The sequence below is a fragment of the Selenomonas sp. oral taxon 149 str. 67H29BP genome (assembly GCF_000146365.1).
GTDB classification, from domain to species: Bacteria; Bacillota; Negativicutes; order Selenomonadales; family Selenomonadaceae; genus Centipeda; species Centipeda felix.
Genome location: NZ_GL397087.1, coordinates 2264758 through 2287339 on the forward strand (window position 1 = coordinate 2264758; position 22582 = coordinate 2287339).

Below are 22582 nucleotides of genomic sequence, written 5' to 3' on the forward strand. Positions count from 1 at the left end.
ATTTTATCAGTGATTCCCTAGGCGTATTGCAGGGATCGTTTAGAACCACAATATTCCGACAGGAACAGTATAGCACAAAATATTGTGATTGAGAATATTTATCTAGCATTTAATTTTTTTCATAGTAGATTGCGCGAGGATGCCGATGCCCGTGCCGGTCAGGATGCCGACAACGCCGAGGAGCGGAGCGTAGAGGAGGAGTGCGCTGCTCTCCATGACAGCGGCGGCGACGAGCAGCTGCGCCATGTTGTGGAGGAGTCCGCCGACGGCGCTGATGCCGACGAGGGAGAGCTGCGAGTGCCGCAGGAGGAGGGCCATCGCAGCAAAACTCGCCAGTCCGCCCGCCATGCTGTAGAGGAGTGGGGCGAATCCGCCGCCAAGGAAGGCGGATAGGAAGATGCGCAGGAGCAGGACGGCGGCAGCGTCGCGCGTACGCGGCAGGATGCGGAGCGCGATGAGGGTGACGATGGCGGCCAGCCCAAGTTTCGCGCCCGGTACAGGAAACGGCAGGGGAAGAAATCCCTCAAGGAGGAAGAGGATGAGGGAGAGCGCAGTGAGGAGGGCGATGCGCGCCGTAAGACGAAGTGGTCTCATATCATTTCACTTCGATCAGGAGTTTGTGCGGGAGGCAGGCGATCACGTCGCCCTTTTTCTCCGCGCGTCCCGTCCGCACGCAGACCTGATCGGGGCAGTCCGCATGGACGACGGCAATACTCTCCCCCTCAATGCGGATCGTGTTCTCGCCGTGTGCGTCCGCAATCGGTATGTCCTCCGTCCCCGTGTGTCCCGTGAGCGGGATGTCATAGAGCTGTGTGCCGTCCTGCGTGATGACCGCGTGACGTACTGCACCGTCCGTGCGCAGCGCAAAAAATATTGCGCCGATCCCGCAGAGGAGGAGCAGCGTAGCGATCAGTATGAGGTCATTTTTCTTCATGGTCAGTCCTGCCTTGACGAATGTTTTTTATCACAGTACAATAAATAAGGAATTACTGCATGTATCAGTGCTTCCATAAACAGCAATTTTCTCAAATCCCCTGACTGAGCTCGCGCTGCCAATAGGCGAGGTCGGACTCGTTCAGCGGGAGGTCGACGGTCTGCCCGTTGTCGTAATAGAAGCGCAGTCGAACGCTCACTGCCTTGCGGATGGCGGGTAGGCCGGCGCGCGGGAACACGAGGAACATCTTGTTCTCGTTCTTGTAGGGGCTGTCCGCACCCTCCACGGGATGCGGTGTATACTTTGTCGCCGCCTTCATCTCCCACGCCGCTCCGTCGGTGTAGAGGATGACGTCGGGCAGAAACTTCGCACTGTCGTAGCGATAGTCGAGCAGGGACAGCGTCGCGCCCTCAAGCCGGCCCTCTCCGGTATAGGATGCGCGAAAATCAATGGTCGCGTACGCAGAGAGACTGCGCGCACTGCGATGATCGATACGGTACGTGTACGAGAGCCCGAAGATGCCGACGAGGATGAGGAGCAGGGCGACGACGACGATCAGTTGGCGAAAGATGCTGAGCACAGGAACGCTCCTTTCTTGATTGAGATGATTATAGCATAGGGGAAATGATTTTGTCAGCAGTTTCCCGTGGGATGTGCAGGGGGGATGCTTGGGAAATGGATACGGAGGGGAAGCCATCATGGCGGTAAAGTTATTTGTGTCGGATCTGGATGGTACGATGCTGCCAAACGGCAATGTCGTTTCAGCAGAGAATATCGCGGCTGTGCAGTGTGCCGTGCGCGCGGGGATCACCGTGACGATTGCGACGGGGCGCATGTTCGAGGCGGCACTGCCCGTCGCTGAGGCGCTCGGCATCGATGTGCCGATCATCGCCTACAACGGGGCGCTCATCAAGAGCCCGAGCGGACACATCTATGAGGAGTATGCTCTCGACCCGATGCTTGCACGGGACATTATCACCTTTGCACAGGCACGGGGCTGGTACATTCAAAGCTACAGCGGTGGTGTGCTGCGCTATGCCGTCACCTGTGAGGAGTCGCGTTTTTACGAGGATTCACAGAAGATCACCGGCAAGGCTGTTGGGAGAGATGGAATGCTTGCGTACGTGACAGGAAACTGCAAGCTGCTCCTCGTGACGGAGGGGCGCGCCGTGAGTGAGGCGCGTGCACAGATGCTCCTGGATGCGTTCGGCGCACACATCGGCGTGACGCGTTCGGCAGATCGGCTGGTCGAGATCGTTGTGAAGGGCGTCTCGAAGGCATCGGCACTCACGGCACTCGCGGCAAAGCTGGATATCCCCATTGCGGAGACAATGGCGATCGGCGATGCGTGCAACGACCTGCCCATGCTGAAGGCAGCAGGCACGAGTGTTGCAATGGGGAACGCCTTCCCCGAGGTCAAGGCGGAGGCAGACTGCGAGACGCTGTCCTGCACGGAGAATGGCCTTGCGGCGGCAATCTATACGTATGTGCTCGGCATGGGTGCGGATGCACCTGTACCAATGCGGAGAGGATAAAGGCATGGCGATCAAACTCATCGCACTCGATCTCGACGGCACGCTCCTGACCTCGGACAAGACGATTACGGTGCGGACGAAGGACATCCTTGCACGCGCCATGGCACGCGGCGTCACCGTCACCATTGCGACGGGGCGGATGCTGTGCTCCGCGCTCCACTTCGCGCGGCTGCTCGGCTCGCGTGCGCCCGTCGTCTGCTGCAACGGGGCATACGTCGGCACGGGGGCGGATGCGCCGCTCTTTGCCCGCTATTTTGACCCCGCATTTGTCGGGGAGTTCCTGACGTTCTGCTACGCGCGGGACTGGTATGTGAACTGGTACAGCGGGGCGGAGATCTATGCGCCCACGTACCGGGAGGACTATTTCACCGCCTATCGGACGACGGCGAATTTCGTGGTGACGGAGGTGGGAAGCGACTATCTCGGCTGCACGGAGAACGTACCGCAGTTCGTCCTGCGCGAGATGAAAAGCGGGGTTGACTCCTACGTCAGCGAGGTGCGGGCGCACTTCGGCGGACGCCTTGTGCCGCAGCAGAATACGGGCACGAGCGTTGACATCAACCCGCCCGGCATCAACAAGGCGGTCGGCGTGCAGGCGCTTGCGGACGCGATGGGGCTGACACTCGATGAGGTCATGGTTGCAGGCGATGCGGACAACGATGTGGAGATGCTCTCGATAGGCGCATTTTCTGTCGTCCCGGCGAATGGACTCCCCGTGGCGAAGGAGCACGCATCCTATGTCACGGCATCCAACGATGAAAACGGAATTGCCGCCGCTGTGGAAAAATTTGTACTGTAGGAGGTGACGATGATGGATATAAAACATCCCGCAGAGAAATTCCGTCCCGTGATCGTGACGGGACTGTCGGGGGGCGGAAAGTCGCTCGCCGCGCGCTATATGGAGGATCTCGGCTACTTTTGCGTGGACAACCTCCCGCCGGTATTCATTCCAAAGTTCATTAATCTCTGTCGTGAGACGCACGGGCAGATCAGCCGTGCCGCCATCGTGGTGGACACGCGCAGCCGCGAGTTCTTCGACGACTTCGTGCGCGTGCTCGGTGAGCTGGATGCGGGCGGCGTGCCCTACGAGCTGCTCTTTATCGAGGCCTCGGACGATGTGATCATCCGTCGCTACAAGGAGACGCGGCGGCCACATCCGCTCGCCCCGGATGCGCGCATCTCCGAGGGCGTGACGCGCGAGCGGAACCGTCTCGCGCCCATACGGGAACGTGCGACGCAGATCGTCGACACATCGAAGCTGCGCAAGGCGGAGCTGCGCGACATCATCCGCCGCCACTACGATGCGCCGGGCGCGGATGCGCAGATGAGCGTGAACATCCTGTCGTTTGGCTTTAAGTACGGCATCCCGCTCGATGCCGATCTCGTCTTTGACGTGCGCTTTTTGCCGAACCCGTTCTACATCGACTCCCTCCGCAGCAAGAGCGGCACTGTTCCGCAGGTCGCGTCCTACATCGAGTCATGGGATGTGACGCAGAAGTTCGAGGAACATCTCGACAACTTCGTCGATTTTCTCCTGCCGCAGTATGTGAAGGAGGGGAAGAGCCAGCTCGTGATCGCCGTCGGCTGTACGGGCGGGATGCACCGCAGTGTCTTTATCGCAAAGCATCTCTATGACCGCATCAAGAAACACTATGCGGCGCATCTGGAACATCGCGACCTCATGAAGAATGAGGTGCGGGAACACGTGAGCGAGGGATGACGAATCCATGCATTTGATGAAATGGCTTTATCCTGGCATGGGGTTCAAGCGCTGGCTCTTTGTCTTTGCGCTCGGAACGCTCCTTGTCGGACTCGGGGCTGCACTGATCTTTAACTACAAGTACATTGACTCCATCGAGGAGGCAATCTTCCGCTTTGTCTATACGTGGCAGGGCAGCTATGACTACGGTTTCACAGTTGTGGCAGGCGTGCTTGCGTCTCTTGTCGGCAGTGTACTCATGCTCGTGGCGACGCGCCACGTTATCCGCTCCGTCATCACGGCTCTGATGCCCGAGGGAACGTCGGCGCGCCTCGTTGATCTGGTCTATGAAAAAACGCGGCTCAGCCGCGGCCCGACCGTCACGGTGATCGGCGGCGGACATGGGCTCTCGGTGCTCCTGCGCGGTATCAAGGAACTGACGAGCAACGTGACCGCTGTCGTGACGGTGGCGGACGATGGCGGCTCCTCAGGGCGCCTGCGCGAGGAGCTTGGCATCATCCCGCCGGGTGATCTGCGCAACTGTCTCGTCGCGCTTGCCGATACCGAGCCACTGATGGAAAAACTCTTTCAGCACCGCTTTGAGGGCTCAAGCGACCTCGCGGGACACAGCTTCGGCAATCTCTTCCTCGCGGCGATGGCGGAGGTCACGGGTGACATGGAGACGGCGCTGCGCGAGTCCTCGAAGGTTCTCGCGGTCAAGGGACGTGTCCTGCCCGCATCGAAGGAGTCCGTGCGGCTCGACGCGATCCTCGAGGACGGAACGGTCGTCGAAGGCGAGTCACGCATCCCCGAGGCGCCGGGACGCATCCGCCGTGTGCGCCTGTTCCCACAGAATGTTGCGCCCGTACCCTCCGCCCTCGAGGCGATCCGCACGGCGGATGCGATCATCCTCGGCCCCGGCAGTCTCTATACGAGCATCATGCCGAACCTCCTCGTCAGCGGTGTCGCCGAGGAACTGCGCAAAAGCAATGCCCTCAAGATCTACATCTGCAACGTGATGACCCAGCCCGGTGAGACTGACGGCTATACAGCGTCCATGCACGCAGAGGCGATCCTCAAGCACGCAGGGCGCGGGACGATCGACTTCATGCTCGTCAACAACGCGCCGATCTCTGCCGAGCTGCGTAAACAGTACGCCGCACAGGACATCTACCCCGTTGCCGTGGACGAGGAGGCGATCAACGCCCTCGGCATCGGATTCGTCGCGGCGGACATCATCAGTCAGACGGATGCCGTGCGCCACGATCCCGACAAGCTCAGCCGCAACGTCATGCGCATGGTCTACGACTTTCGGGTGAACTGAGATGCCGTCCTTTGCTGCGGATGTGAAAAATGCGCTCTCGCGCACGGATGTCGACCGTGCCTGCTGCCAGACGGCAGAGCTCGCGGCACTCCTGCGCATGGGCGCCTCTGTGCAGACGGACGGTGCGCGTGGGGCGGGGCTGCGCTTTACGGCGGCGAGTGCCGCTGTGGCGCGCCGCGTCATCCGTCTGCTGCGCGCGATGGACGGCGCGATTGAGACCTCTGTTGCGATGGAGCGCATGCCGCAGCTGCGGCGGCGCACCTACATCGTCAATATTGCCGCCGGCGCAGCGGTGACGCCGCTGCTCGCGCAGCTCGGCTTTGCCGGAGGGAGTCTGCGCAGCACGAGCGATCTCGCCCTGCTTCGTAAAAAATGCTGTCGTGCCGCCTATCTGCGCGGCGCATTTCTCGGCGGCGGCAGCGTCAACCGCCCCGAGGCAGCGTGCCACCTCGAGATCACGGCGCGGAGCGAGGAGATGGCGCGCGCACTCCATACGCTCCTGCGCCGCCTGCACTTCCCTGTCGGGCTGACCGACCGCCACGAGATGTACGTCGTCTATCTCAAGGAGGGCGACGCCGTCATGGATTTCCTCTCGCTCATCGGCGCGGAGGAGGCGGCAGAGGAGATCGAGGTCGCGCGCAACCTCAAGGAGGTGCGTGCGCAGGTCAACCGTATCGTCAACGTTGAGACCGCAAACCTCCAGCGTGCTGTGGATGCTGCCGCGGATCAGACGGCGGCGATTGTGCGGCTGGAGGAGACGGGGCGGCTTGCTGCCCTGCCGGAGGAGCTGCGCGAAACAGCAGAGATGCGGCGTGCCCATCCGGAGATCAGCATGGCGGAGCTGGCGGAGCTTTGCCACATCAGCAAATCAGGAATGAGCCATCGTCTGCGGAAACTCCGCATGATGGCAGAGGAGGAAACAGATTGATTCGAGGTATTGCACAGCGGCTCACGCATGGACTGCCGCTGCCGCTGCTCATTGTTTTGGCAGCCTTTGCATGGGTACTGACAGCACAGCCGTCGGGCTTTCCCATACTGGAATATCACATGGTGAAGGATGACGCGAAACCGGATGAGGTGCGCTACGCCGTTCCGCCCGAGGAGTTCGCCGCACAGCTGGACTATCTCACGCAGGAAGGATATACGACCATCACGCCGCAGGATTATGCGCGTGCACGCAAGGGAAAGCAGGAGCTGCCTGAAAAGCCTGTCATCCTCTCCTTTGACGACGGCTATGAAGACAACTGGCGTGTTGTCCTGCCGATGCTTGAGGAGCGCGGAATGAAGGCCGTGTTCTACGTTGTGACGAATGACATCGGTCAGCCCGGCTACATGACGTGGGACAACCTCTTTGATCTGGAGCGGAGCGGTATGGAGATCGGCAGTCACACGGCGAACCACATCCCACTCACAACGCTCACGCCGACAGAGCAGCGCGACGAGCTGCGGCTCTCCAAGCTGCTCCTCGAGTGGCGCGGAATGAAGACGATCTACAGCTTTTCCTATCCGAACGGAGCGTATGACGATACCATCGTGGCCATGCTCGCGGAGGAGAACTATCTGACGGCGGTGACGGGCGAGGCGGGGCTAAATACATTCGAAACGAATCCGTATCGCCTGCATCGCGTCAACATCCCCGCGCCGCATCTCGGGCTGACAGAGTTCCGCCTGCGGCTGCTGAAGGCGGATCTCGCGGCGCGTGCCGCCGTGCGGGTGGCAGAGCTGCCTGAGGGGCTTCGTGCACCGATCGAGAAGCTGTGCAGCGCGGTGCGCGGACATTGATAAGGAAAGGGACGATAGGGGAATGAACAAGGGAATCAAGGGGCTGCGGGCGGCAGCAATGGCTGCTGTCCTTCTTTGCGCGGGGCATGCGGGAGCTGACCCGCAGCACAGCGAGGGGACCACTGTGGTACGTGAGCGCGGTGCGGCGGAACAAAATATCCATGAGCGCACCACAGGCAAGACGAACATCCGCGAACGCGTCGCGGGCATCATCGGGGAAACGACGCCGCCGCAAAACCGTGTATTTGCCCCCGGCAGCTCGCGCATGATGCGCCGCTGGGACGTGATGACGGAGGATACGGGCGGGACGCTGCTCTTTTCGGACAGTCCGGAGTATGTCAAGGAGAGCGGCATCCTCTATCGCGACACGGTGGAGGGCGATGCACGCGTTCTCTACTATCATCTGAACGACACGGCACAGCCGAAGAAGGTCGCTGTCATTCTCGAGACGGATGCTGACCTCGCCATCGTCTCCGTTACGCGCGGCGGCACGAGCACGCCGAGCACAGACTACCTGCGCGTCGGCAAGGCAACACAGATCGCCTACTTTGATCCCGTGCAGTACGAGGAGCGCATCTACGTGGCAAAGGAGCGGCCGCGCCTTCTCTCCCCTGTGATGAATACGACCGTGCTTGCGCCCGGCGAGCTGGTCTACGGTGTCTACGACTTTCACGCCAATGCCCCCGTGCGCGTCTCCGTTGTCATGTACGGGGCGGATGTCGATCCGTTTTCCTTCCTGCGCACGGCGCGTGTCCTGCCGCGCGATGAGGTCGCTCTGCGCGGCACGTTTCAGAGTATGGACCGCATCGTCACACTGCCGCGCGCCTACGCTCCTATGCGGGACGGCGCGGCGTATTTCCCCATCGGCGACAACGTTCACGATCTCTATCGCAGCGGCGTGGATGCAACGGATGGAACGCCCGTTGTCAACTACGGCAACTACGGCATCCTCTACCACATTGCACTGCCCATTATGGGGCGCGGGCAGGTGCGCTGCTTCCTCAGCCCGCTCGGAGGCGTCTATGCAGGCGCGGTGACGGCTGTCAGCGACGGACAAAGCCGCCTCATCGAGACGCCTGCGTCACGGGCGTACTTCGGCGACCAGACGCTGCCCGAACCGCCGCAGATCGCTAAGGCACGCACGGAAGGACTGCTCGTCCTCACGCAGTATACGGAGCTGGCCGATCTTGGGACGTACAGCGCCGTTCATCCCGTCACCTTTGCCTACTCGCCGCCGGGGGCATCGAATCTGCCCGTGAATATCATTCTCCTGCCCGAATAACGGAAAAAAATCTTTATCATGAGAAGGTATTTTTTTATCTCTGTGGAATAAATAAGTGACAATGAAAGAGAGCATGATCCTCGGGGTGGATCAGGGAGGAAGAGATATGGCAGAAGCAGTGAAAGAGACCAAGGGTGCAGCGGAGACGGTAGGCGCGAAGATCGATCACGAGCGCTTGATGACGTCGATCGAGCAGATCGCGACGTCGACACAGACCGTCTTTCAGGCGATCGAGCAGGTCGCCAAGAGCGCGACGGAGCTCGCAAAGGCAGGGCAGGAGTCCGTCCAGCAGGCGAAATTCCTCCAGGAGCGCAACGCCGACACGATCAAGGTCATCGACTTCATCACGAACATCGCGGGACAGACGAATCTGCTCGGTCTGAACGCAGCCATCGAGGCGGCGCGTGCGGGTGAGCAGGGGCGCGGCTTTGCCGTCGTTGCCGAGGAGGTGCGCAAGCTCGCCGAGCAGTCGCGTGAGGCGACGGAGCGCATCCAGGTGACGCTGACGGAGATGAACCGTGCGGTCGAGGACATCTCGCATTCCATCGAGACGACGGGCTCCATCAGTGAGCAGCAGGCAGCCTCCACGCAGGAGATTACGGCAAACCTCTCGCAGGTGACGCGTGCCACCGAGCAGCTCAGGGACTACGTCAAGAGCCTCGCATAAGCAGTGCATACAAAAGGACGGCAGACGAAGCGGTGACTTCATCTGCCGTCCTTTTTGCGTATCGCTTTACTTCTTCTTTTCCTTGTCCTTGGCGCGCGCCTTTGCCGCCTTCTCCTTCGCCTTTGCCTTATCCGTCGTCTTCTTCTCCTGCTGATACTTTGCGTAGTCCACGCCCATGCTCGCGAGCTTGTGCTTGATCGCCATGACGGGGTGGCGCAGGAACATCCCGCGCTGTGCGGACTTCATGATCGTGAGGAAATCCTGCGTCGCCTTCGCACCGAAACACGGACGGTCGCAGCGGTCGCAGATCGGCTTTGTGATGCCGTAGGGGCAGCGATCCATTTTCGTAAACACCGTCGCGAGCAGCGCCGTGCAGGCGGGGCAGAGCTTGCCGTTCTTCGGCTTGTGATGCTTCGCACAGTAGACGGCGAAGGTCTTGCGGATGTTCTCCTTCTCCTTCGGGATGTTATTCTTCAGCTCGGGCGGCTTGCGCTTCGGCAGGAAACGTGAAAAAATACTCATCGGGTTCACCTATGCTTTCGTTTCGTGTTCTTGTATTTTTCTCTCCGTTTTGACATTTTACCGATTTTTAGAAGAAAATGCAAGGAGTAAGGGAACGTGACTTTTCATGATAAATGGGGTACAATAAAGCGCAAAGAGATAGGAGGATATGATGCGCACAACAGACAGACGGCGGATGAGCAGTGCACCCGCAGACGATCAGCCCGTGGAGGGGGTTGAAGAGGGACAGCTGCGCAAACTGCTGACCAATACGATCAACACGATCGAGGACAACAAGACCCAGATCTTTGACATCTATGAAAATACGCGCAGGGAAGTGGAGGGAGCACGGCGCCGTCTCCTAGAGCTGAAAGAACACGTCGCTGCGACCATTGAACGTGTAGATGCACTTACCGCAGAGGAGCAGCAGGCCAAGCGTCGTCTCGCCGAGGTGAGCGAGAAGTTCACGGAATATACGGAGGATGAGATCCGCAAGACGTACGAGGCGGTTTCCATCATCCAGATCAACCTTGCGATTGAGCGCGAGAAAGAGCAGTCCATGCGTGTGGAACGTGACAAGCTTGAGATACGTTTGCGCTATCTTGGCAATGTGGTCGCCCGTGCGGAGCAGATGGCGCTCTCTATCGGCTCGGTACTCAGCTATCTCAGCACACAGGTGAGCGGGGTGATCTGGCAGATCGAGGCGGTACAAAAGGATAAGTTTGTCGGTGCGCGCATCATCAAGGCGACCGAGGAGGAGCGTTACCGCATCTCGCGCGAGATCCACGACGGCCCCGCGCAGGATCTCGCGAACAGCCTGTTCACGACGACCATTGTCGAGCGGTTGATGGATCAGGACATGGCGGAGGCGAAGAAAACGCTCGAAGAGCTGCGCGGCGAGATTCGCAAATGCCTGACGAGCGTCCGCCAGATCATCTTCGATATGCGGCCGATGGCACTCGACGATCTCGGCCTCCCGCAGGCGGTGGAGCAGCTCATCGCCCTCTTTGGCGAGCGCGGAAAACTGCACGGGACATTCAGCATGGAGGGCGACTACTATGCCCTGCCGAAACACGTGGAGATCGCCGTGTTCCGCATCGTACAGGAGGCACTCAACAACGTCGTTCAGCATGCGCGGACGGATAAGGTGCGCGTGCGCATGCACTACACGCCGCAGGCGCTCACACTCCTAATCGCGGATGAGGGCGTCGGGTTTGCTCCCGATCAGATCGACGAGCCCGAGGATGAGGCGGAGAGCGATTCGCTCGACATGGAGGCGCAGCGCAGGCGGCGCGGGCGGCACTTCGGCATGATCGGCATGGAGGAGAGAGCAAAGCTCATCGGCGCCGAGATCCAGATCCTCTCCGAGCCGGGCAAGGGGACGAAGGTGCATCTGCGCGTGCGCAACCGCATGGTGGAGGACGCGTGAGCGCACCGATTGCCGAGTCTTTGCTCCGCTATGCGGGGCTGGGCGTTGCCCCCTATCACACCCCGGGGCATAAGGGTGGACGCGGGGCGCATCCGCTGCTGCGTCGGCTGCTGACGGACGAGGGGCTGCGCGCGGATGTCTCGCTCTCGGCAGAGCTCGATGACTTCCATGCGCCGACGGGCTGCATCCGTGCGGCGGAGGAGCTGGCGGCGCGCGCATACGGTGCGGACGAGGCATACTTTATGGTGAACGGGACGACGGGCGCTGTCCACACGATGCTGATGGCGGCGGCCGCGCCCGGCGATACCATCCTCGTACCGCGCAACGCACATCGCTCCATCGTCGGCGCGATGATCCTCACGGGCGTGCGCCCCGTCTGGCTTGCCCCCGAGATTGACACACGGCTCGGGATCGCGATGGGCGTATCGTATACGACGGTGGAACGCGCGGTGCGGGAGCATCCCGAGGCGCGTGCCGCGCTCCTCATCCATCCGACCTACTACGGAGTGACCTCGGAGCTGTCGGCGATTGCCGCGCACCTTCACGCGCACGGGATGCTCCTCCTCACAGACAGTGCGCACGGGGCGCATTTTGCCTTTGCGGAGGAGCTGCCGCCGTCTGCCATGGCGGCGGGCGCAGATCTCTCGGCGGAGAGCACGCACAAGATGCTCGGCTCGCTGACGCAGACCTCGATGCTCCTCGCACGCGGCGGACGCGTGCCGCCCGCGCGGATTCGCGCAGCATCGGGCGTACTCCAGACGACCAGTCCAAATGAAATCTTTCTCGCGGCCCTCGATCTGGCGCGGGAGCAGATGGAGCAGGAGGGAGCAGAAGAGCACCTCGGGGCACTCATTCGCCGTGCCGATGATCTGCGGCAGCGCATCAATGACATTCCGGGACTGTGGGCCTTCGGTGCAGAGCACATGGGGGCGCCCGGGATGGAGGCGCTCGATCGCACCAAGCTCACCGTGCAGGTGATGGGGCTCGGCATGACGGGCTTTGCGGCAGAGGAGGAGCTGCGGCGGCAAGGGATCGCCTGTGAGCTGGCGGATGCGCGCAACGTGCTCTTTCTTCTCTCCTATGCGGATGGCGCACAGGAGACGGAGCGGCTCTATGCGGCGCTGCACACGATGGCGGAGACCTGTGCGCCGCTCTGCACCTCGCGCGGAGCGGGGGAGGCGGCGCTCTGCGCGCTGCCCCCGCTGCCGGAGACAGCACTCACGCCGCGTGAGGCGTATTTTGCGCGCACGGAGCACGTATCTGTGACGCATGCCGTGGGGCGTACAGCGGCAGAGACGATTGTGTTCTATCCGCCGGGCATCCCCGTCCTCGCACCCGGCGACGTGATCGACGCAGAGACGCTCCGCTATCTGCAGATGATGCGGGCAATCGGAGCGCGTGTCGTGGGGGCGGCAGACGCGACTCTCGATACGGTGACGGTAATTGCGAAAGGATAAGTATGGCACGCGGAAAGCTCTTTATCATCGAAGCGGGCGACGGCTCGGGCAAGGAAACGCAGACGCGCCTTCTCACGCAGCGGCTCATACGCGAGGGTCATCGCGTACGCGCCGTTGCCTTTCCCGACTACGCGGCGGATGCGTCGATGCCCGTGCGGATGTACCTGCGCGGTGACTTCGGCACGCAGGCGGACGAAGTGAATCCGTATGCTGCCTCGACCTTCTTTGCCGTTGACCGCTACGCCTCCTATCGGATGAAGTGGAGAGAGGACTATGCGGCGGGGACGATCATCCTCGCCGACCGCTATACCACATCGAACATGGTGCATCAGGCCGTGAAGATCGGGGATGCGGCGGAGCGCGATGCCTTTCTCGACTGGCTTTATGACTTCGAGTTCAACAAACTCGGACTGCCCGTCCCCGACGCCGTATTCTTCCTCGATATGGAGCCGTGTGCAGCAGAGCGGCTGATCGCCGCACGTGCGCAGGTGAAGGGAGAGACGCCCGATATCCACGAGCGCGACGCAGACTACCTGCGACGCACCCACGATGCCTACGTCCTCCTCGCCGCACGCTGCGGCTGGGTACGCATTCCATCGAGCGCGGATGGCACACCGCTCCCCATCGAGGAGATTCATGAACGGCTGTATGCGGAGGTGGGGAAGTTTTTGACGACGGGGAGAGAATCTCATGCCTGAAATTAGCCTATTCTTTGGTATCCGTATTACGATTTACCACAACGACCATAATCCCCCGCATATCCATGCAGAATATGCAGGGAATAAAGCCACGATAGATATTCAGAATGCCAGTATTTTGAATGGCTGCCTTCCAAACCGACAGCTAAAACTCGTCTTGGCATGGTGTGTTCTCTATCAGGATGAACTCATGCAGGACTGGGAATTGGTCAAGGCTGGCAGAGAGCCTAATCCGATTCCGCCGATGATAAGGAGATGAGGAAGATGGATTCTCGGTTTTTCCCCGAAGTACTGCAGGTTGTCCCAGGGGATAACTACACCGTCTATGCGTATTTCAACGATGGCACGGTGCGCCGTTACGATGCGTCGGAGCTCGTCATGCGCTCGGGCATCCTCGCACAGCTTCGTGACCGTAAGGTATTCGTGGATCGTCTGACGGTGATGAACGGTACAGTTGCATGGGATATCGCCGGCAATCGCGATGAAACGAAATGTATCGATATTGATCCGTTTACGGTCTACGCATCACCCGTGGTGAATGACCCGCTGGAAGAAGCTGTATGAAGCCTCTCCGTATTACGATAGGAAAGTCAGTATCCTGTAAACGAAAAAGCCTCCCCCGTTTACGGGGGAGGGGGACCGCGTGAGCGGTGGAAGTGGCGAATACAGTGACGTGTCAGGATGAGGAGTGTAAGAGCCGATTGTGATCAAAGAAGTCATCATCGTCGAGGGCAAAATGGACGTTGCGGCGGTGCGGCGCGCAGTCGATGCGGACTGCATCATCACCGACGGATTTCGCCTGCGCAATGCGGCGATCAAAAATATCCGTGCCGCCTATGAAAAGCGCGGTATCATCATCCTCACCGATCCCGATACAGTCGGTGAGCGCATCCGTGCGCGCCTGACCGAGATGTTTCCGCGTGCCCGCCATGCCTTTATCCCTGTGGAGGACGCGACGAATGCAGGGGACGGCGACATCGGCGTGGAGCAGGCATCCCCCGCGGCTGTCCGTGTGGCACTCGACAAGGTACGCACGCCGATGGAAGAACCGGAGGAGACGTTTTCGATGAGCGATATGATGCAGGCGGGACTGACAGGAACGGGGGACGCCGCCGAACGGCGCGCACAGCTCGGACGCCGTCTTGGGCTCGGCTTTGCGAATGCAAAGACATTTCTGCGCCGACTCAACACCTATGGCATTACACGCGCGGAGTTTACTGCCGCATGGGAGGACATGGAATGAACGCAAGTATCCCCGTGATCGCCGACCCAAAGGTCACGCGCCACATCCTGAGCGCCTTTCACCTGCGCGCGAGCAAGTGGCTCGGGCAGAACTTCCTCGTGGATGCGGGCGTGGTGCGCGCCATCGTGGATGCGGCTGACCTCAGCCGCTCAGATACTGTCCTCGAGATCGGCCCCGGCATCGGCACGCTGACGCAGGGGCTCGCCGAGAGCGGTGCACGCATCGTCGCCGTCGAACTGGACAAAAAACTTCCTGCCGTCCTCGCCGAGACACTGAAGGGCTATGACAACGTGACCGTCGTGCCGGGCGACATCCTGAAGCTGGACATCCTCCGCATCCTGAACCTCGGTGCGGGAGAGCGGTTCAAAGTCGTTGCGAATCTTCCCTACTATATCACCACCCCGATCCTCATGGCACTCCTCGAACAGCATCTGCCCATCGAGCGCATGGTGACCATGGTGCAGAAGGAGGTCGCCGTCCGTATGACGGCGCGCCCTGGCTCGAAAGACTACGGGGCGCTCTCCATCGCTGTGCAGTACTATACGGATGCACATATCGTCATGGATGTACCGCCGCGCGCCTTTATGCCCGCACCCGAGGTCACGAGTGCCGTCATTGCCTGCCGTATGCGGGAGACACCTTCTGTCTGTCCAACGGATGAAAAGCTGTTCTTCCGTCTCGTTCGCGCTGCCTTCGGACAGCGGCGCAAAACACTCCTTAATGCACTCACGGGGGCGGGACTGACGAAGGAACTGTGCCGTGCAGGACTTGCGGCGGCAGGGATTGCCGAATCGCTGCGCGGCGAGCAGCTCTCCCTCGCGGACTTCGCCCGCCTGTCGGATGCTGCGGGCGCGATTTTGCCGGAGGAGGAATGACCATGTTCTTTGACAGCCATATCCATACATCATTTTCTGCTGACTCTGAGATGTCCGCACAGGAGGCTCTTGCCCGCGCGGCAGAGCAGGGGATTGGGCTCGTCTTTACCGATCATCTGGATTATGACGTTCCGGCGGCAGGTGAGGAGCAGTTCATCTTTGATCCCGAGGCGTATTGGACAGCATACGAACCGCTGCGCGGGGATGTGCTCTCTCTCGGTGTCGAGGTCGGTCTGATGGCGGGGACCCATGAAAAAAACACCGCATTTCTGCGGCGTGTTCCGTTTGATTTTGTCCTTGGCTCCATTCACTCACTGGAGAGCAGAGATCTCTACCTGCCCGAGACTTATGCGGGACGGGAAAAGCATGAGATGTACCACGAGTATTTCACCGCGATGCGCACAGAGATCTATGCCCAGACCGAGATCAACGCACTTGCACACATCGACTACATCGCACGCTGTGCCCCGTTCGACAACCCTGAAATCAGCTATGGCGACTTCACCAACGACATCGATGCCGTCCTGCGTGCGCTCATCGAGACGGACACCGTCATCGAGATCAACACGCGCCGCCTCTCCGCGCCGCGCGGCATCAAGGAACTCGCGCCCGTCTGCCGCCGCTACCACGAGCTCGGCGGACGCTATGTCACCATCGGATCGGATGCCCATGTCCCCGAGGCGATCGGTGCGCGCTGTGACCGTGGGCGTGAGCTTGCCCATGCCTTTGACCTCACCGTCGTCACCTTCCGCGAGCGGAAAATGCAGATTTGTGACGAGTGAAGCTATTTATTGCCCTCTTTTTCTTTTCCTGCTATAATATAGGACAATGGACGGAGGGATTCGTCGTGTTGAGTAATTTTTTTGTCGCACTCGGCGGCGTCGTCCCGCTATTCTGCTTGATGGCCGTCGGGCTTTTCGTTAAGCACGTACGCCTCCTTACCGAGGAAGAACTGAAGCACGTGAACCGTATGGTGTTCCGTGTGTTCTTCTTCTTCATGATGTTCTACAACATCTACGTCTCTGACCCGCAGAAGGCGTTTCAGCCGATGCTCATGGTCTTCGGTGCGGGCGGCGTCATCCTGACGGCGCTCGTCTTCGGTGCGATCGTCTGCATGATCGAGAAGGACAATGCACGGCGCGGCCCGATGATCCAGGCGAGCTTTCGCGGCAACTACGTCCTCATGGGCGTCCCGCTTGTCGGCAACATCTTTGGGGACGAGGCGATTGCCATCCCGACCATGATGATCGCCGTCATTGTTCCCCTCTACAACATTCTCAGCGTCTTTATTCTTGAGACATTTCGCGGCAGGCAATTCAACCTGCCGCATATCCTGCGCGGCGTTGTTATGAACCCGATGATTCTCGGCGCGATACTAGGGGCATTGTGCCACGTCGCAGAACTGCCGATTCCTGCGCCCGTCCTGAAGCCCGTCGCACAGATCGCGGCGGCGACCACGCCTGTCGCACTCATCATCCTCGGGGCGTCATTCCATGGCGGCAGCTATCACACGCATCTGCTCCAGCTCATCTTCTCGGTCACTGCGCGCCTTGTCCTCGTACCTGCCGTCGTACTCGCCTGTGCCGTTGCACTCGGCTTTCGCGGCGTCGAGCTTGTCACGCTCATCGCAATCTTTGCCACGCCCTGTGCCGTTGCAGGCTTTGCCATGGCACAGCAGATGCAGGCGGACGCCGAGCTCGCGGGCAACAGTGTCGTCTACAGCAGCGCGCTTGCCTGCTTTACCATCTTCGGCTGGGTATTTTTGTTCAAGACATTAGAGCTGTTCTAAAGCATTCTGCATCAAAATAAAGGAGAATTGTACCATGACGTGGAAAAAGAAACGGGCAGGAGTCTGCGCAGTGGCACTTGCCGCAGGGCTTATATGGATGCCGCAGGCAGCACAGGCAAACGAGCCTGCACCAAGCACGGATGCGCCGTATCATGTCGTCGAAGGAGGAGACTTCCGGATGGCGACAACGATCGGAGATCGCCATGGCGAGACGTACCGACTGAGCAAATATGATGTGCTCAGTGTCCAAGTCGTCGGGTTCAACTCTGCCTTAGGGAATGGGGCAGCGGCTCTTGATTCTGTCATGATCGGTCCCGATGGCTACGCCCAGCTCCCCTATGCGGGTTCGCTGCGGTTGGCAGGACTTACACTTGATGAGGCGCAGGACTTGATTTCCGAGCGAATGCACCGCTACCTGCGCTTTCCGGAGCTCTCCGTCGGCGTCAAGACATACGGAAAACGGAACATTTATGTCATGGGAGAGGTGCGAGAGCCAGGCATCAAGGAGATGTCTGCCGACACACTGAACGCGTATGCGGCGATCACCTCGGCAGGCGGCTTTACGAATCGTGGACGCAGCACACAGGTACAGGTGATCCGTGTCGTCGGCGATACAATGTACTATAAACAGGTGAACCTGAAGAACTACATCAAGAAGCATGATCTGACGCAGAATTTGGCACTGCAGGACGGCGATATCGTCTACGTTCCGACCTCGAACGGCATCAAGTTCCAAGAGGATGTCCTGCCGTATCTGAACGTATTTACGATGTATAAAGCATTGGCGGACTAGAAAGAGGACAGCATGGATCGCAACGAAGACTCGATTGACCTCTCAAGACTGTTTCATATCATGTGCGACCACAAGCCTGTGATCTCCTGCATCGTGGGTGCCTGTACGCTGGTTGCCCTCGTGATCTCCTTTCTCCTGCCCAAGCAGTATGAGTCGACGACACTTGTTCAGACACGCACGGCGGCAAAGATGGATATCTCGGGTGCGGCAGGTGCGATGGCAGCACTTGGGCTCGGTGGATTGGGCGGGGGGAGCGTTGCCTCGCCCACGACAAACTACATCGAGCTGATGAAGTCGCGCACCGTACTCGACCCGATCATTGACTCTATTGACTTTGGTACAGAGAAAAAACCCGATGCAAAATCCTTCGCTAAGAGCCATCTCGATATCAAGAATACCAAAGGGACAAACCTTATCGAGGTGACGGCGCGCGGAAAAAGCCCTGAGGAAGCACAGCAGATCTCGCAGAATGTCGTCGACAACTTCCTCCTCATGCAGACGAATATGAACCAACAGACGCAGTCTCTCCTTATGAAGTTCCTCGATGAACGCATCAACGGAACGAAGCAGGAGGCTGAAGAAGCTGAGGATAAGCTCGCGCAGTTCAGTCGTGAGCACAAAGTCTACAGCCCAGATGAACAGGCGAAAGCAGTGATCGAGCAGATGGCCGCGTATGACAAGGAGATTGGCAAGGCAGAGGTTGAGGCTGCCTCGGCACAGGCATCGCTCAGTGCAGCCAACGAAAAACTCGGTGAGCAAAAAAGCGGCAGCAAGGCGTACAGCATCTCTGACAACACGACTGTACAGAAAATACGCGATCAGATTGTCAGCAAGCGCGTCGAGCTCGCCGGGCTCGAGCAGAACTACACAGAGCTGCATCCGAGCGTCCAGAAGGCGCAGAAGGAACTGGATCAGCTGCGTGCGAGCCTCAATGCTGAGGTTGTCTCGAGTGTCGACTCCGGGGCGACGACGCTGAATCCGACACACTCCGAACTGAGCAAGGAGCGCGCCCTCGCATCGGTCAACCTCGCGGTGGCACAGGCGAGTGAGCAGGCATTGAAGGCACAGCGGAGCAAGAGGGAGGAGGAACTCGGCACGTTCCCCGACGATGTTGCCGAGTATATGCGCCTCACGCGTGAAGCAAAAATCAAGAATGAAGTCTATGCGAATCTCGTTAAGCAGTATGAGCAAAACCGACTGCAGGCAGCGATGGAGAGTATGGACATCCAGATCATTGACCCGGCGAATCTGCCGGATGAGGATAGACCTGCTGCACCGCGTAAGATGCTGATCACAGCGATCGGTTTTGCTCTCGGCATACTCCTTTCTATGGGGTACGGCCTGCTGACCTATAAACGCGAAGCATAACGACTTTAGGAGGTGTACATATTCATGGCGATTGTATCTGAGACATCAGCCATACTTCGCAGAGTGTGTGCACCTCTTTTGTTTATCATTTTTGACTATCTGGCTATTCTCCTTGCAGAGAGAATGGCATTTGGCATGCATGACATCTATGGGGCGCTGATAGGAATATCCTATCACGTACCCAATGCCTATCTGTTTTTTTGGATACCACTCGTATTCATTGCGTTCCTTGCTATCTCGCAGACCTACACAAAGATGCGGCCAATCATCGCTATGGTACAGCAGATCTTCTATGCGGTGCTCTATGCACTGATCACCTGCATCCTTATACTTTATTTTATGCAGGCAAGTATGCTTGCCTCGCGCCTTTATGTCGTCCTGTTTGGTTTCCTGGCACTCTTTAACATCTATATAGGACGGTATATTCTCCTCAAACTGCTGAAAAAGATGAACTGGCTAATGAAGCCTGTGATCCTGATCGGCGCAGGAAAAACGGCGGAGCTTTCCCTTTCTTTCTTCGATGGAGACTTGGGCTATCGCTATCGGGTTGTAGGGCTGCTCGATGATGCCCCAATATCGAAGATTCTTCCACAAAAATTTCTGCTCTTAGGACAGGTGCAAAATGCCGTAGATATTATTCGGGATTCAGGAGTAAAGACTGTGATTATCACGGCCCCTGGGATGGACGGTACTCGGATGGAGCGACTTGTCGCGAAGATCCAGCCACTGGTGCGTGACATCCTCTTTGTTCCTGATCTCATGATGCTCCCTCTGGGGCATGTCGGCGTTGAGCCGTTCTATACCGAAAAAGTATTCATGCTCAGCATACGAAACAATCTCGCGCGTAGGAGGAACCGACTGGCGAAACGCATCTTTGACCTTATCCTGACCATCATCGGAGGCATATTGATCTCTCCGATTCTGCTTATACTTGCTGTCGTTGTTGGTGTTGACAATAAGGGGCGTATCATTTTTGCGCATCGCCGCGTCGGACGGAAAGGAAAACCTTTCCCTTGCTATAAATTTCAGACCATGGTGCCGAACGCACAGGAACGACTGGAAGAGTATCTTGCAAAGAATCCAGAAGCACGAAAAGAATGGGAGGAGTCCTTCAAACTTACGAACGATCCTCGCGTGACGAAATTAGGGGCATTCCTGCGCAAGACCAGTCTTGACGAACTTCCGCAGCTTTGGAATGTGCTGATGGGAGATATGAGTCTCGTCGGACCACGCCCTATAGTGGCAAAGGAAGTTAAATTCTACGGAGAGAACATCGAGGAGTATTATATGGTGCCTCCGGGCATCACGGGCATGTGGCAGGTGAACGGACGTAGTGACACTACGTACGAAGAGCGTGTTGGCATGGATACATGGTATGTGCGCAACTGGTCGGTTTGGATTGATCTCGTATATTTGTTCAAGACTGTGAAGACTGTATTTACTGGAAAAGGTGCGTATTGAATTAATTCCATCTATGGAGGAAAATGGGTTGGACATAAAAATTATTGTGGCTACGCATAAAAAGTACTGGATGCCGGATGATGAAGTCTATTTACCCATTCATGTTGGGTGTGCTGGAAAAGTTAAGCTAGGTTACCAAGGTGATGATACAGGGGATAATATTAGTATCAAAAATGCAAACTATTGTGAACTCACAGGACTCTATTGGGCGTGGAAGAATTTGGAGGATGACTATATTGGACTATGTCACTATAGAAGATATTTTGTGAAAACACGTTGGAGGAAAGCGCAGGATGCTATTCTTGGGAAAAGAGATTTCGAAGATATATTAGCTCGGATTCCCGTGATTGTACCCCAAAAGAGACGATATTTTATCGAAACAAATCGCAGCCATTATAATCATGCGCATTATGCTAAGGATTTAGATACGGTAGAAACAGTCATATCCGAGTTGTACCCGCAATATCTGCCTTCGTTTAAAAGAGTTATGGAACGCACCTGGGCACATATGTTTAATATGTTTGTTATGAGACGAGACTTGCTCGATGGATATTGTAGATGGCTCTTCTATATATTAAGTGAAGTTGAGCGGAGGACAGACATCTCGCATTATGATCCAGTCGAGGCAAGAATATATGGGTACTTGTCTGAACTTCTTTTAGATATTTGGCTTGAAACAAACAGTGTTCCTTACAAAGAGGTCCAAGTGCGCTTTATGGAACGACAGAATTGGGTGAAAAAAGGTGGTATTTTCCTCAAAAGGAAGTTCTGGAACGGGAAACGAGCGGGAAAAGGAACTTAAGATAAGTGTTATTCTTCCGGTATATAACGTAGAAGAATATATTGAGCGTTGCTTAATTTCTTTTATACAACAAGGCCTAGATGATCTGGAACTGATTTGTATAGATGATGGCTCAACCGATAGTAGCGGGCAAATTTGCGATGATTATGCTTTACAATACAAGGAAATCAAGGTGTTTCATCAGCAAAACAAAGGGGTTGGTTCAGCCAGAAGTTTGGGGCTGCAGAAATCTTCTGGAGATTATATCGCATGGTGTGACCCAGATGATTACGTTGATGTGCGATGGAAAAACATGATCTTTGGGGCTCTATCCGCAGAGCCGGATTGTGTTGTGATTGGACTAACCAAGATCATTGACGAAAAAAATGTTCCTCAGCCATTGCGCTTTGATGGTTATGTAAAAATAGAAAACTATCTATATGAGCTCTCTTGTGATCGATATATTAAAAGTTATTTATGCACACATATTCTTAAATCTTCGATCGTCAAAAGTGTTTCATTTAACCCTTCATTGAAGTTTTATGAGGACTATGATTTTTTTACACGTTTTTCGGTTAAGCTAAAAACAGTATACTTTTTGCCTTGTCATTTGTATTACTATATGTATCGATCAAATAGCTTGACGAATCAAAGAAAACCAGTAAAGTTTATTAGACAATCTTTTGTTATCGCGCACAGAAGATACAAATTTTTTTTATGCTTGGGCGTTCCTTGCTCAAAAGCTGGCTATTGGAAAACTATTCTCGTAGGATGCATGGCACTTTCTCTATCTGCGGAAGGGAGAGAGTTATATGAAAAAGGAAGACATCTCATTAGAAAAAATCTGTGTGCTATCATACAGAGTACAGATTTGCGAAAAAGGGATAAATTGGTTGCGTTGGTTATTTACTTTACACCATGTCGTTTGTTAAAAGCATTCCTGTCAAGATTCTGAGCCTATGCG

At 57.2% G+C, this 22582-nt stretch carries 26 protein-coding genes; 22 read left to right on the forward strand and 4 right to left on the reverse strand.

From position 1 onward, the window contains the following. Positions 1-102: 102 nt before the first annotated feature. From HMPREF9166_RS10700 to HMPREF9166_RS10710, 3 genes are all read right to left on the reverse strand, one after another. A complete protein-coding gene (locus HMPREF9166_RS10700) occupies positions 103-594 on the reverse strand; it encodes a Gx transporter family protein (RefSeq protein WP_009754027.1) in 492 nt (163 codons plus the stop codon). A 1-nt stretch (position 595) separates the two neighbouring features. Beyond that, positions 596-934 carry a NusG domain II-containing protein gene (locus tag HMPREF9166_RS10705; protein ID WP_009754028.1) on the reverse strand — a complete coding sequence of 113 codons (339 nt, stop codon included), beginning with the start codon at positions 932-934 and terminating at the stop codon, positions 596-598. 91 nt (positions 935-1025) lie between these two features. Next, positions 1026-1514: a hypothetical protein gene (locus tag HMPREF9166_RS10710; RefSeq protein WP_009754029.1), complete on the reverse strand. Its 489-nt coding sequence runs from the start codon at positions 1512-1514 to the stop codon at positions 1026-1028. A 118-nt stretch (positions 1515-1632) separates the two neighbouring features. Here HMPREF9166_RS10710 and HMPREF9166_RS10715 point away from each other — a divergent pair, with 118 nt between their 5' ends. The 8 genes from HMPREF9166_RS10715 to HMPREF9166_RS10750 all read left to right on the forward strand — a co-directional run bounded on the left by HMPREF9166_RS10715 (position 1633) and on the right by HMPREF9166_RS10750 (position 9223). Next, the gene (locus HMPREF9166_RS10715; protein ID WP_009754030.1) at positions 1633-2469 is read left to right on the forward strand and encodes a Cof-type HAD-IIB family hydrolase; all 837 of its coding nucleotides are present in this window, start codon (positions 1633-1635) and stop codon (positions 2467-2469) included. A 4-nt stretch (positions 2470-2473) separates the two neighbouring features. Beyond that, complete coding sequence (locus HMPREF9166_RS10720; RefSeq protein ID WP_039981394.1) at positions 2474-3268, forward strand: Cof-type HAD-IIB family hydrolase; 795 nt, start codon at positions 2474-2476, stop codon at positions 3266-3268. Between the two features lie 9 nt (positions 3269-3277). Then, positions 3278-4189, forward strand: coding sequence for an RNase adapter RapZ (gene rapZ, locus HMPREF9166_RS10725; protein ID WP_009754032.1), 912 nt, complete (start codon positions 3278-3280; stop codon positions 4187-4189). Between the two features lie 7 nt (positions 4190-4196). Beyond that, positions 4197-5492 carry a YvcK family protein gene (yvcK, locus tag HMPREF9166_RS10730; protein WP_009754033.1) on the forward strand — a complete coding sequence of 432 codons (1296 nt, stop codon included), beginning with the start codon at positions 4197-4199 and terminating at the stop codon, positions 5490-5492. Position 5493: 1 nt separating this feature from the next. After that, positions 5494-6420 (forward strand): DNA-binding protein WhiA, encoded by a 927-nt coding sequence (whiA, locus tag HMPREF9166_RS10735; protein WP_009754034.1) that lies wholly within the window; start codon positions 5494-5496, stop codon positions 6418-6420. After that, complete coding sequence (locus tag HMPREF9166_RS10740; RefSeq protein ID WP_009754035.1) at positions 6417-7274, forward strand: polysaccharide deacetylase family protein; 858 nt, start codon at positions 6417-6419, stop codon at positions 7272-7274. Before whiA ends, HMPREF9166_RS10740 begins: the two co-directional genes overlap by 4 nt. Positions 7275-7296: 22 nt before the next feature. Then, positions 7297-8556: a hypothetical protein gene (locus HMPREF9166_RS10745; protein WP_009754036.1), complete on the forward strand. Its 1260-nt coding sequence runs from the start codon at positions 7297-7299 to the stop codon at positions 8554-8556. Positions 8557-8662: 106 nt separating this feature from the next. Further along, positions 8663-9223 (forward strand): methyl-accepting chemotaxis protein, encoded by a 561-nt coding sequence (locus HMPREF9166_RS10750; RefSeq protein ID WP_039981396.1) that lies wholly within the window; start codon positions 8663-8665, stop codon positions 9221-9223. A 66-nt stretch (positions 9224-9289) separates the two neighbouring features. On the opposite strand, the gene HMPREF9166_RS10755 is transcribed toward HMPREF9166_RS10750, so the two are convergent. Beyond that, on the reverse strand, positions 9290-9745 hold the full coding sequence (locus tag HMPREF9166_RS10755; RefSeq protein ID WP_009754038.1) for a nitrous oxide-stimulated promoter family protein: 456 nt from the start codon (positions 9743-9745) through the stop codon (positions 9290-9292). A gap of 151 nt (positions 9746-9896) precedes the next feature. On the opposite strand from HMPREF9166_RS10755, the gene HMPREF9166_RS10760 reads away from it, so the two are divergent. The 14 genes from HMPREF9166_RS10760 (at position 9897) to HMPREF9166_RS12245 (ending at position 22573) form a co-directional block, all read left to right on the forward strand. Further along, entirely contained in the window at positions 9897-11153 is a 1257-nt protein-coding gene (locus HMPREF9166_RS10760; RefSeq protein ID WP_139062677.1) for a sensor histidine kinase, read from the forward strand. Beyond that, positions 11150-12610 carry an aminotransferase class I/II-fold pyridoxal phosphate-dependent enzyme gene (locus HMPREF9166_RS10765; RefSeq protein WP_009754041.1) on the forward strand — a complete coding sequence of 487 codons (1461 nt, stop codon included), beginning with the start codon at positions 11150-11152 and terminating at the stop codon, positions 12608-12610. Before HMPREF9166_RS10760 ends, HMPREF9166_RS10765 begins: the two co-directional genes overlap by 4 nt. 2 nt (positions 12611-12612) lie before the next feature. Continuing rightward, entirely contained in the window at positions 12613-13308 is a 696-nt protein-coding gene (locus tag HMPREF9166_RS10770; RefSeq protein ID WP_009754042.1) for a thymidylate kinase, read from the forward strand. Further along, a complete protein-coding gene (locus tag HMPREF9166_RS10775) occupies positions 13301-13567 on the forward strand; it encodes a DUF4160 domain-containing protein (RefSeq protein ID WP_009754043.1) in 267 nt (88 codons plus the stop codon). The genes HMPREF9166_RS10770 and HMPREF9166_RS10775 overlap by 8 nt, the downstream gene beginning before the upstream one ends. A gap of 5 nt (positions 13568-13572) precedes the next feature. Beyond that, a complete protein-coding gene (locus HMPREF9166_RS10780) occupies positions 13573-13872 on the forward strand; it encodes a DUF2442 domain-containing protein (RefSeq protein ID WP_050341365.1) in 300 nt (99 codons plus the stop codon). A gap of 139 nt (positions 13873-14011) precedes the next feature. Then, entirely contained in the window at positions 14012-14551 is a 540-nt protein-coding gene (gene rnmV, locus HMPREF9166_RS10785) for a ribonuclease M5 (RefSeq protein WP_009754045.1), read from the forward strand. Further along, positions 14548-15426, forward strand: coding sequence for a 16S rRNA (adenine(1518)-N(6)/adenine(1519)-N(6))-dimethyltransferase RsmA (rsmA, locus tag HMPREF9166_RS10790; RefSeq protein WP_009754046.1), 879 nt, complete (start codon positions 14548-14550; stop codon positions 15424-15426). Before rnmV ends, rsmA begins: the two co-directional genes overlap by 4 nt. Continuing rightward, on the forward strand, positions 15423-16208 hold the full coding sequence (locus tag HMPREF9166_RS10795; RefSeq protein WP_009754047.1) for a PHP domain-containing protein: 786 nt from the start codon (positions 15423-15425) through the stop codon (positions 16206-16208). The genes rsmA and HMPREF9166_RS10795 overlap by 4 nt, the downstream gene beginning before the upstream one ends. A gap of 65 nt (positions 16209-16273) precedes the next feature. Next, positions 16274-17215: an AEC family transporter gene (locus HMPREF9166_RS10800; RefSeq protein ID WP_039981401.1), complete on the forward strand. Its 942-nt coding sequence runs from the start codon at positions 16274-16276 to the stop codon at positions 17213-17215. Between the two features lie 34 nt (positions 17216-17249). Further along, positions 17250-18008 (forward strand): polysaccharide biosynthesis/export family protein, encoded by a 759-nt coding sequence (locus HMPREF9166_RS10805; RefSeq protein WP_009754049.1) that lies wholly within the window; start codon positions 17250-17252, stop codon positions 18006-18008. Positions 18009-18020: 12 nt separating this feature from the next. Further along, positions 18021-19376 (forward strand): GumC family protein, encoded by a 1356-nt coding sequence (locus HMPREF9166_RS10810; RefSeq protein ID WP_009754050.1) that lies wholly within the window; start codon positions 18021-18023, stop codon positions 19374-19376. 24 nt (positions 19377-19400) lie between these two features. Further along, positions 19401-20837 (forward strand): undecaprenyl-phosphate galactose phosphotransferase WbaP, encoded by a 1437-nt coding sequence (wbaP, locus tag HMPREF9166_RS10815; protein ID WP_009754051.1) that lies wholly within the window; start codon positions 19401-19403, stop codon positions 20835-20837. Positions 20838-20865: 28 nt separating this feature from the next. Further along, positions 20866-21639 carry a DUF4422 domain-containing protein gene (locus HMPREF9166_RS10820; RefSeq protein ID WP_039981403.1) on the forward strand — a complete coding sequence of 258 codons (774 nt, stop codon included), beginning with the start codon at positions 20866-20868 and terminating at the stop codon, positions 21637-21639. Beyond that, on the forward strand, positions 21581-22573 hold the full coding sequence (locus HMPREF9166_RS12245; RefSeq protein ID WP_009754053.1) for a glycosyltransferase family 2 protein: 993 nt from the start codon (positions 21581-21583) through the stop codon (positions 22571-22573). The genes HMPREF9166_RS10820 and HMPREF9166_RS12245 overlap by 59 nt, the downstream gene beginning before the upstream one ends. Positions 22574-22582 lie beyond the last annotated feature (9 nt).

What these genes read in the sequence shown, in the direction of transcription:
- HMPREF9166_RS10700 (WP_009754027.1), bottom strand. Translation starts at nt 594, where the DNA reads ATGAGACCACTTCGTCTTACGGCGCGCATCGCCCTCCTCACTGCGCTC.
- HMPREF9166_RS10705 (WP_009754028.1), bottom strand. Translation starts at nt 934, where the DNA reads ATGAAGAAAAATGACCTCATACTGATCGCTACGCTGCTCCTCCTCTGC.
- HMPREF9166_RS10715 (WP_009754030.1), top strand. Translation starts at nt 1,633, where the DNA reads ATGGCGGTAAAGTTATTTGTGTCGGATCTGGATGGTACGATGCTGCCA.
- HMPREF9166_RS10720 (WP_039981394.1), top strand. Translation starts at nt 2,474, where the DNA reads ATGGCGATCAAACTCATCGCACTCGATCTCGACGGCACGCTCCTGACC.
- rapZ (WP_009754032.1), top strand. Translation starts at nt 3,278, where the DNA reads ATGATGGATATAAAACATCCCGCAGAGAAATTCCGTCCCGTGATCGTG.
- yvcK (WP_009754033.1), top strand. Translation starts at nt 4,197, where the DNA reads ATGCATTTGATGAAATGGCTTTATCCTGGCATGGGGTTCAAGCGCTGG.
- whiA (WP_009754034.1), top strand. Translation starts at nt 5,494, where the DNA reads ATGCCGTCCTTTGCTGCGGATGTGAAAAATGCGCTCTCGCGCACGGAT.
- HMPREF9166_RS10745 (WP_009754036.1), top strand. Translation starts at nt 7,297, where the DNA reads ATGAACAAGGGAATCAAGGGGCTGCGGGCGGCAGCAATGGCTGCTGTC.
- HMPREF9166_RS10750 (WP_039981396.1), top strand. Translation starts at nt 8,663, where the DNA reads ATGGCAGAAGCAGTGAAAGAGACCAAGGGTGCAGCGGAGACGGTAGGC.
- HMPREF9166_RS10755 (WP_009754038.1), bottom strand. Translation starts at nt 9,745, where the DNA reads ATGAGTATTTTTTCACGTTTCCTGCCGAAGCGCAAGCCGCCCGAGCTG.
- HMPREF9166_RS10760 (WP_139062677.1), top strand. Translation starts at nt 9,897, where the DNA reads ATGCGCACAACAGACAGACGGCGGATGAGCAGTGCACCCGCAGACGAT.
- HMPREF9166_RS10770 (WP_009754042.1), top strand. Translation starts at nt 12,613, where the DNA reads ATGGCACGCGGAAAGCTCTTTATCATCGAAGCGGGCGACGGCTCGGGC.
- HMPREF9166_RS10775 (WP_009754043.1), top strand. Translation starts at nt 13,301, where the DNA reads ATGCCTGAAATTAGCCTATTCTTTGGTATCCGTATTACGATTTACCAC.
- HMPREF9166_RS10780 (WP_050341365.1), top strand. Translation starts at nt 13,573, where the DNA reads ATGGATTCTCGGTTTTTCCCCGAAGTACTGCAGGTTGTCCCAGGGGAT.
- rsmA (WP_009754046.1), top strand. Translation starts at nt 14,548, where the DNA reads ATGAACGCAAGTATCCCCGTGATCGCCGACCCAAAGGTCACGCGCCAC.
- HMPREF9166_RS10795 (WP_009754047.1), top strand. Translation starts at nt 15,423, where the DNA reads ATGACCATGTTCTTTGACAGCCATATCCATACATCATTTTCTGCTGAC.
- HMPREF9166_RS10805 (WP_009754049.1), top strand. Translation starts at nt 17,250, where the DNA reads ATGACGTGGAAAAAGAAACGGGCAGGAGTCTGCGCAGTGGCACTTGCC.
- HMPREF9166_RS10810 (WP_009754050.1), top strand. Translation starts at nt 18,021, where the DNA reads ATGGATCGCAACGAAGACTCGATTGACCTCTCAAGACTGTTTCATATC.
- wbaP (WP_009754051.1), top strand. Translation starts at nt 19,401, where the DNA reads ATGGCGATTGTATCTGAGACATCAGCCATACTTCGCAGAGTGTGTGCA.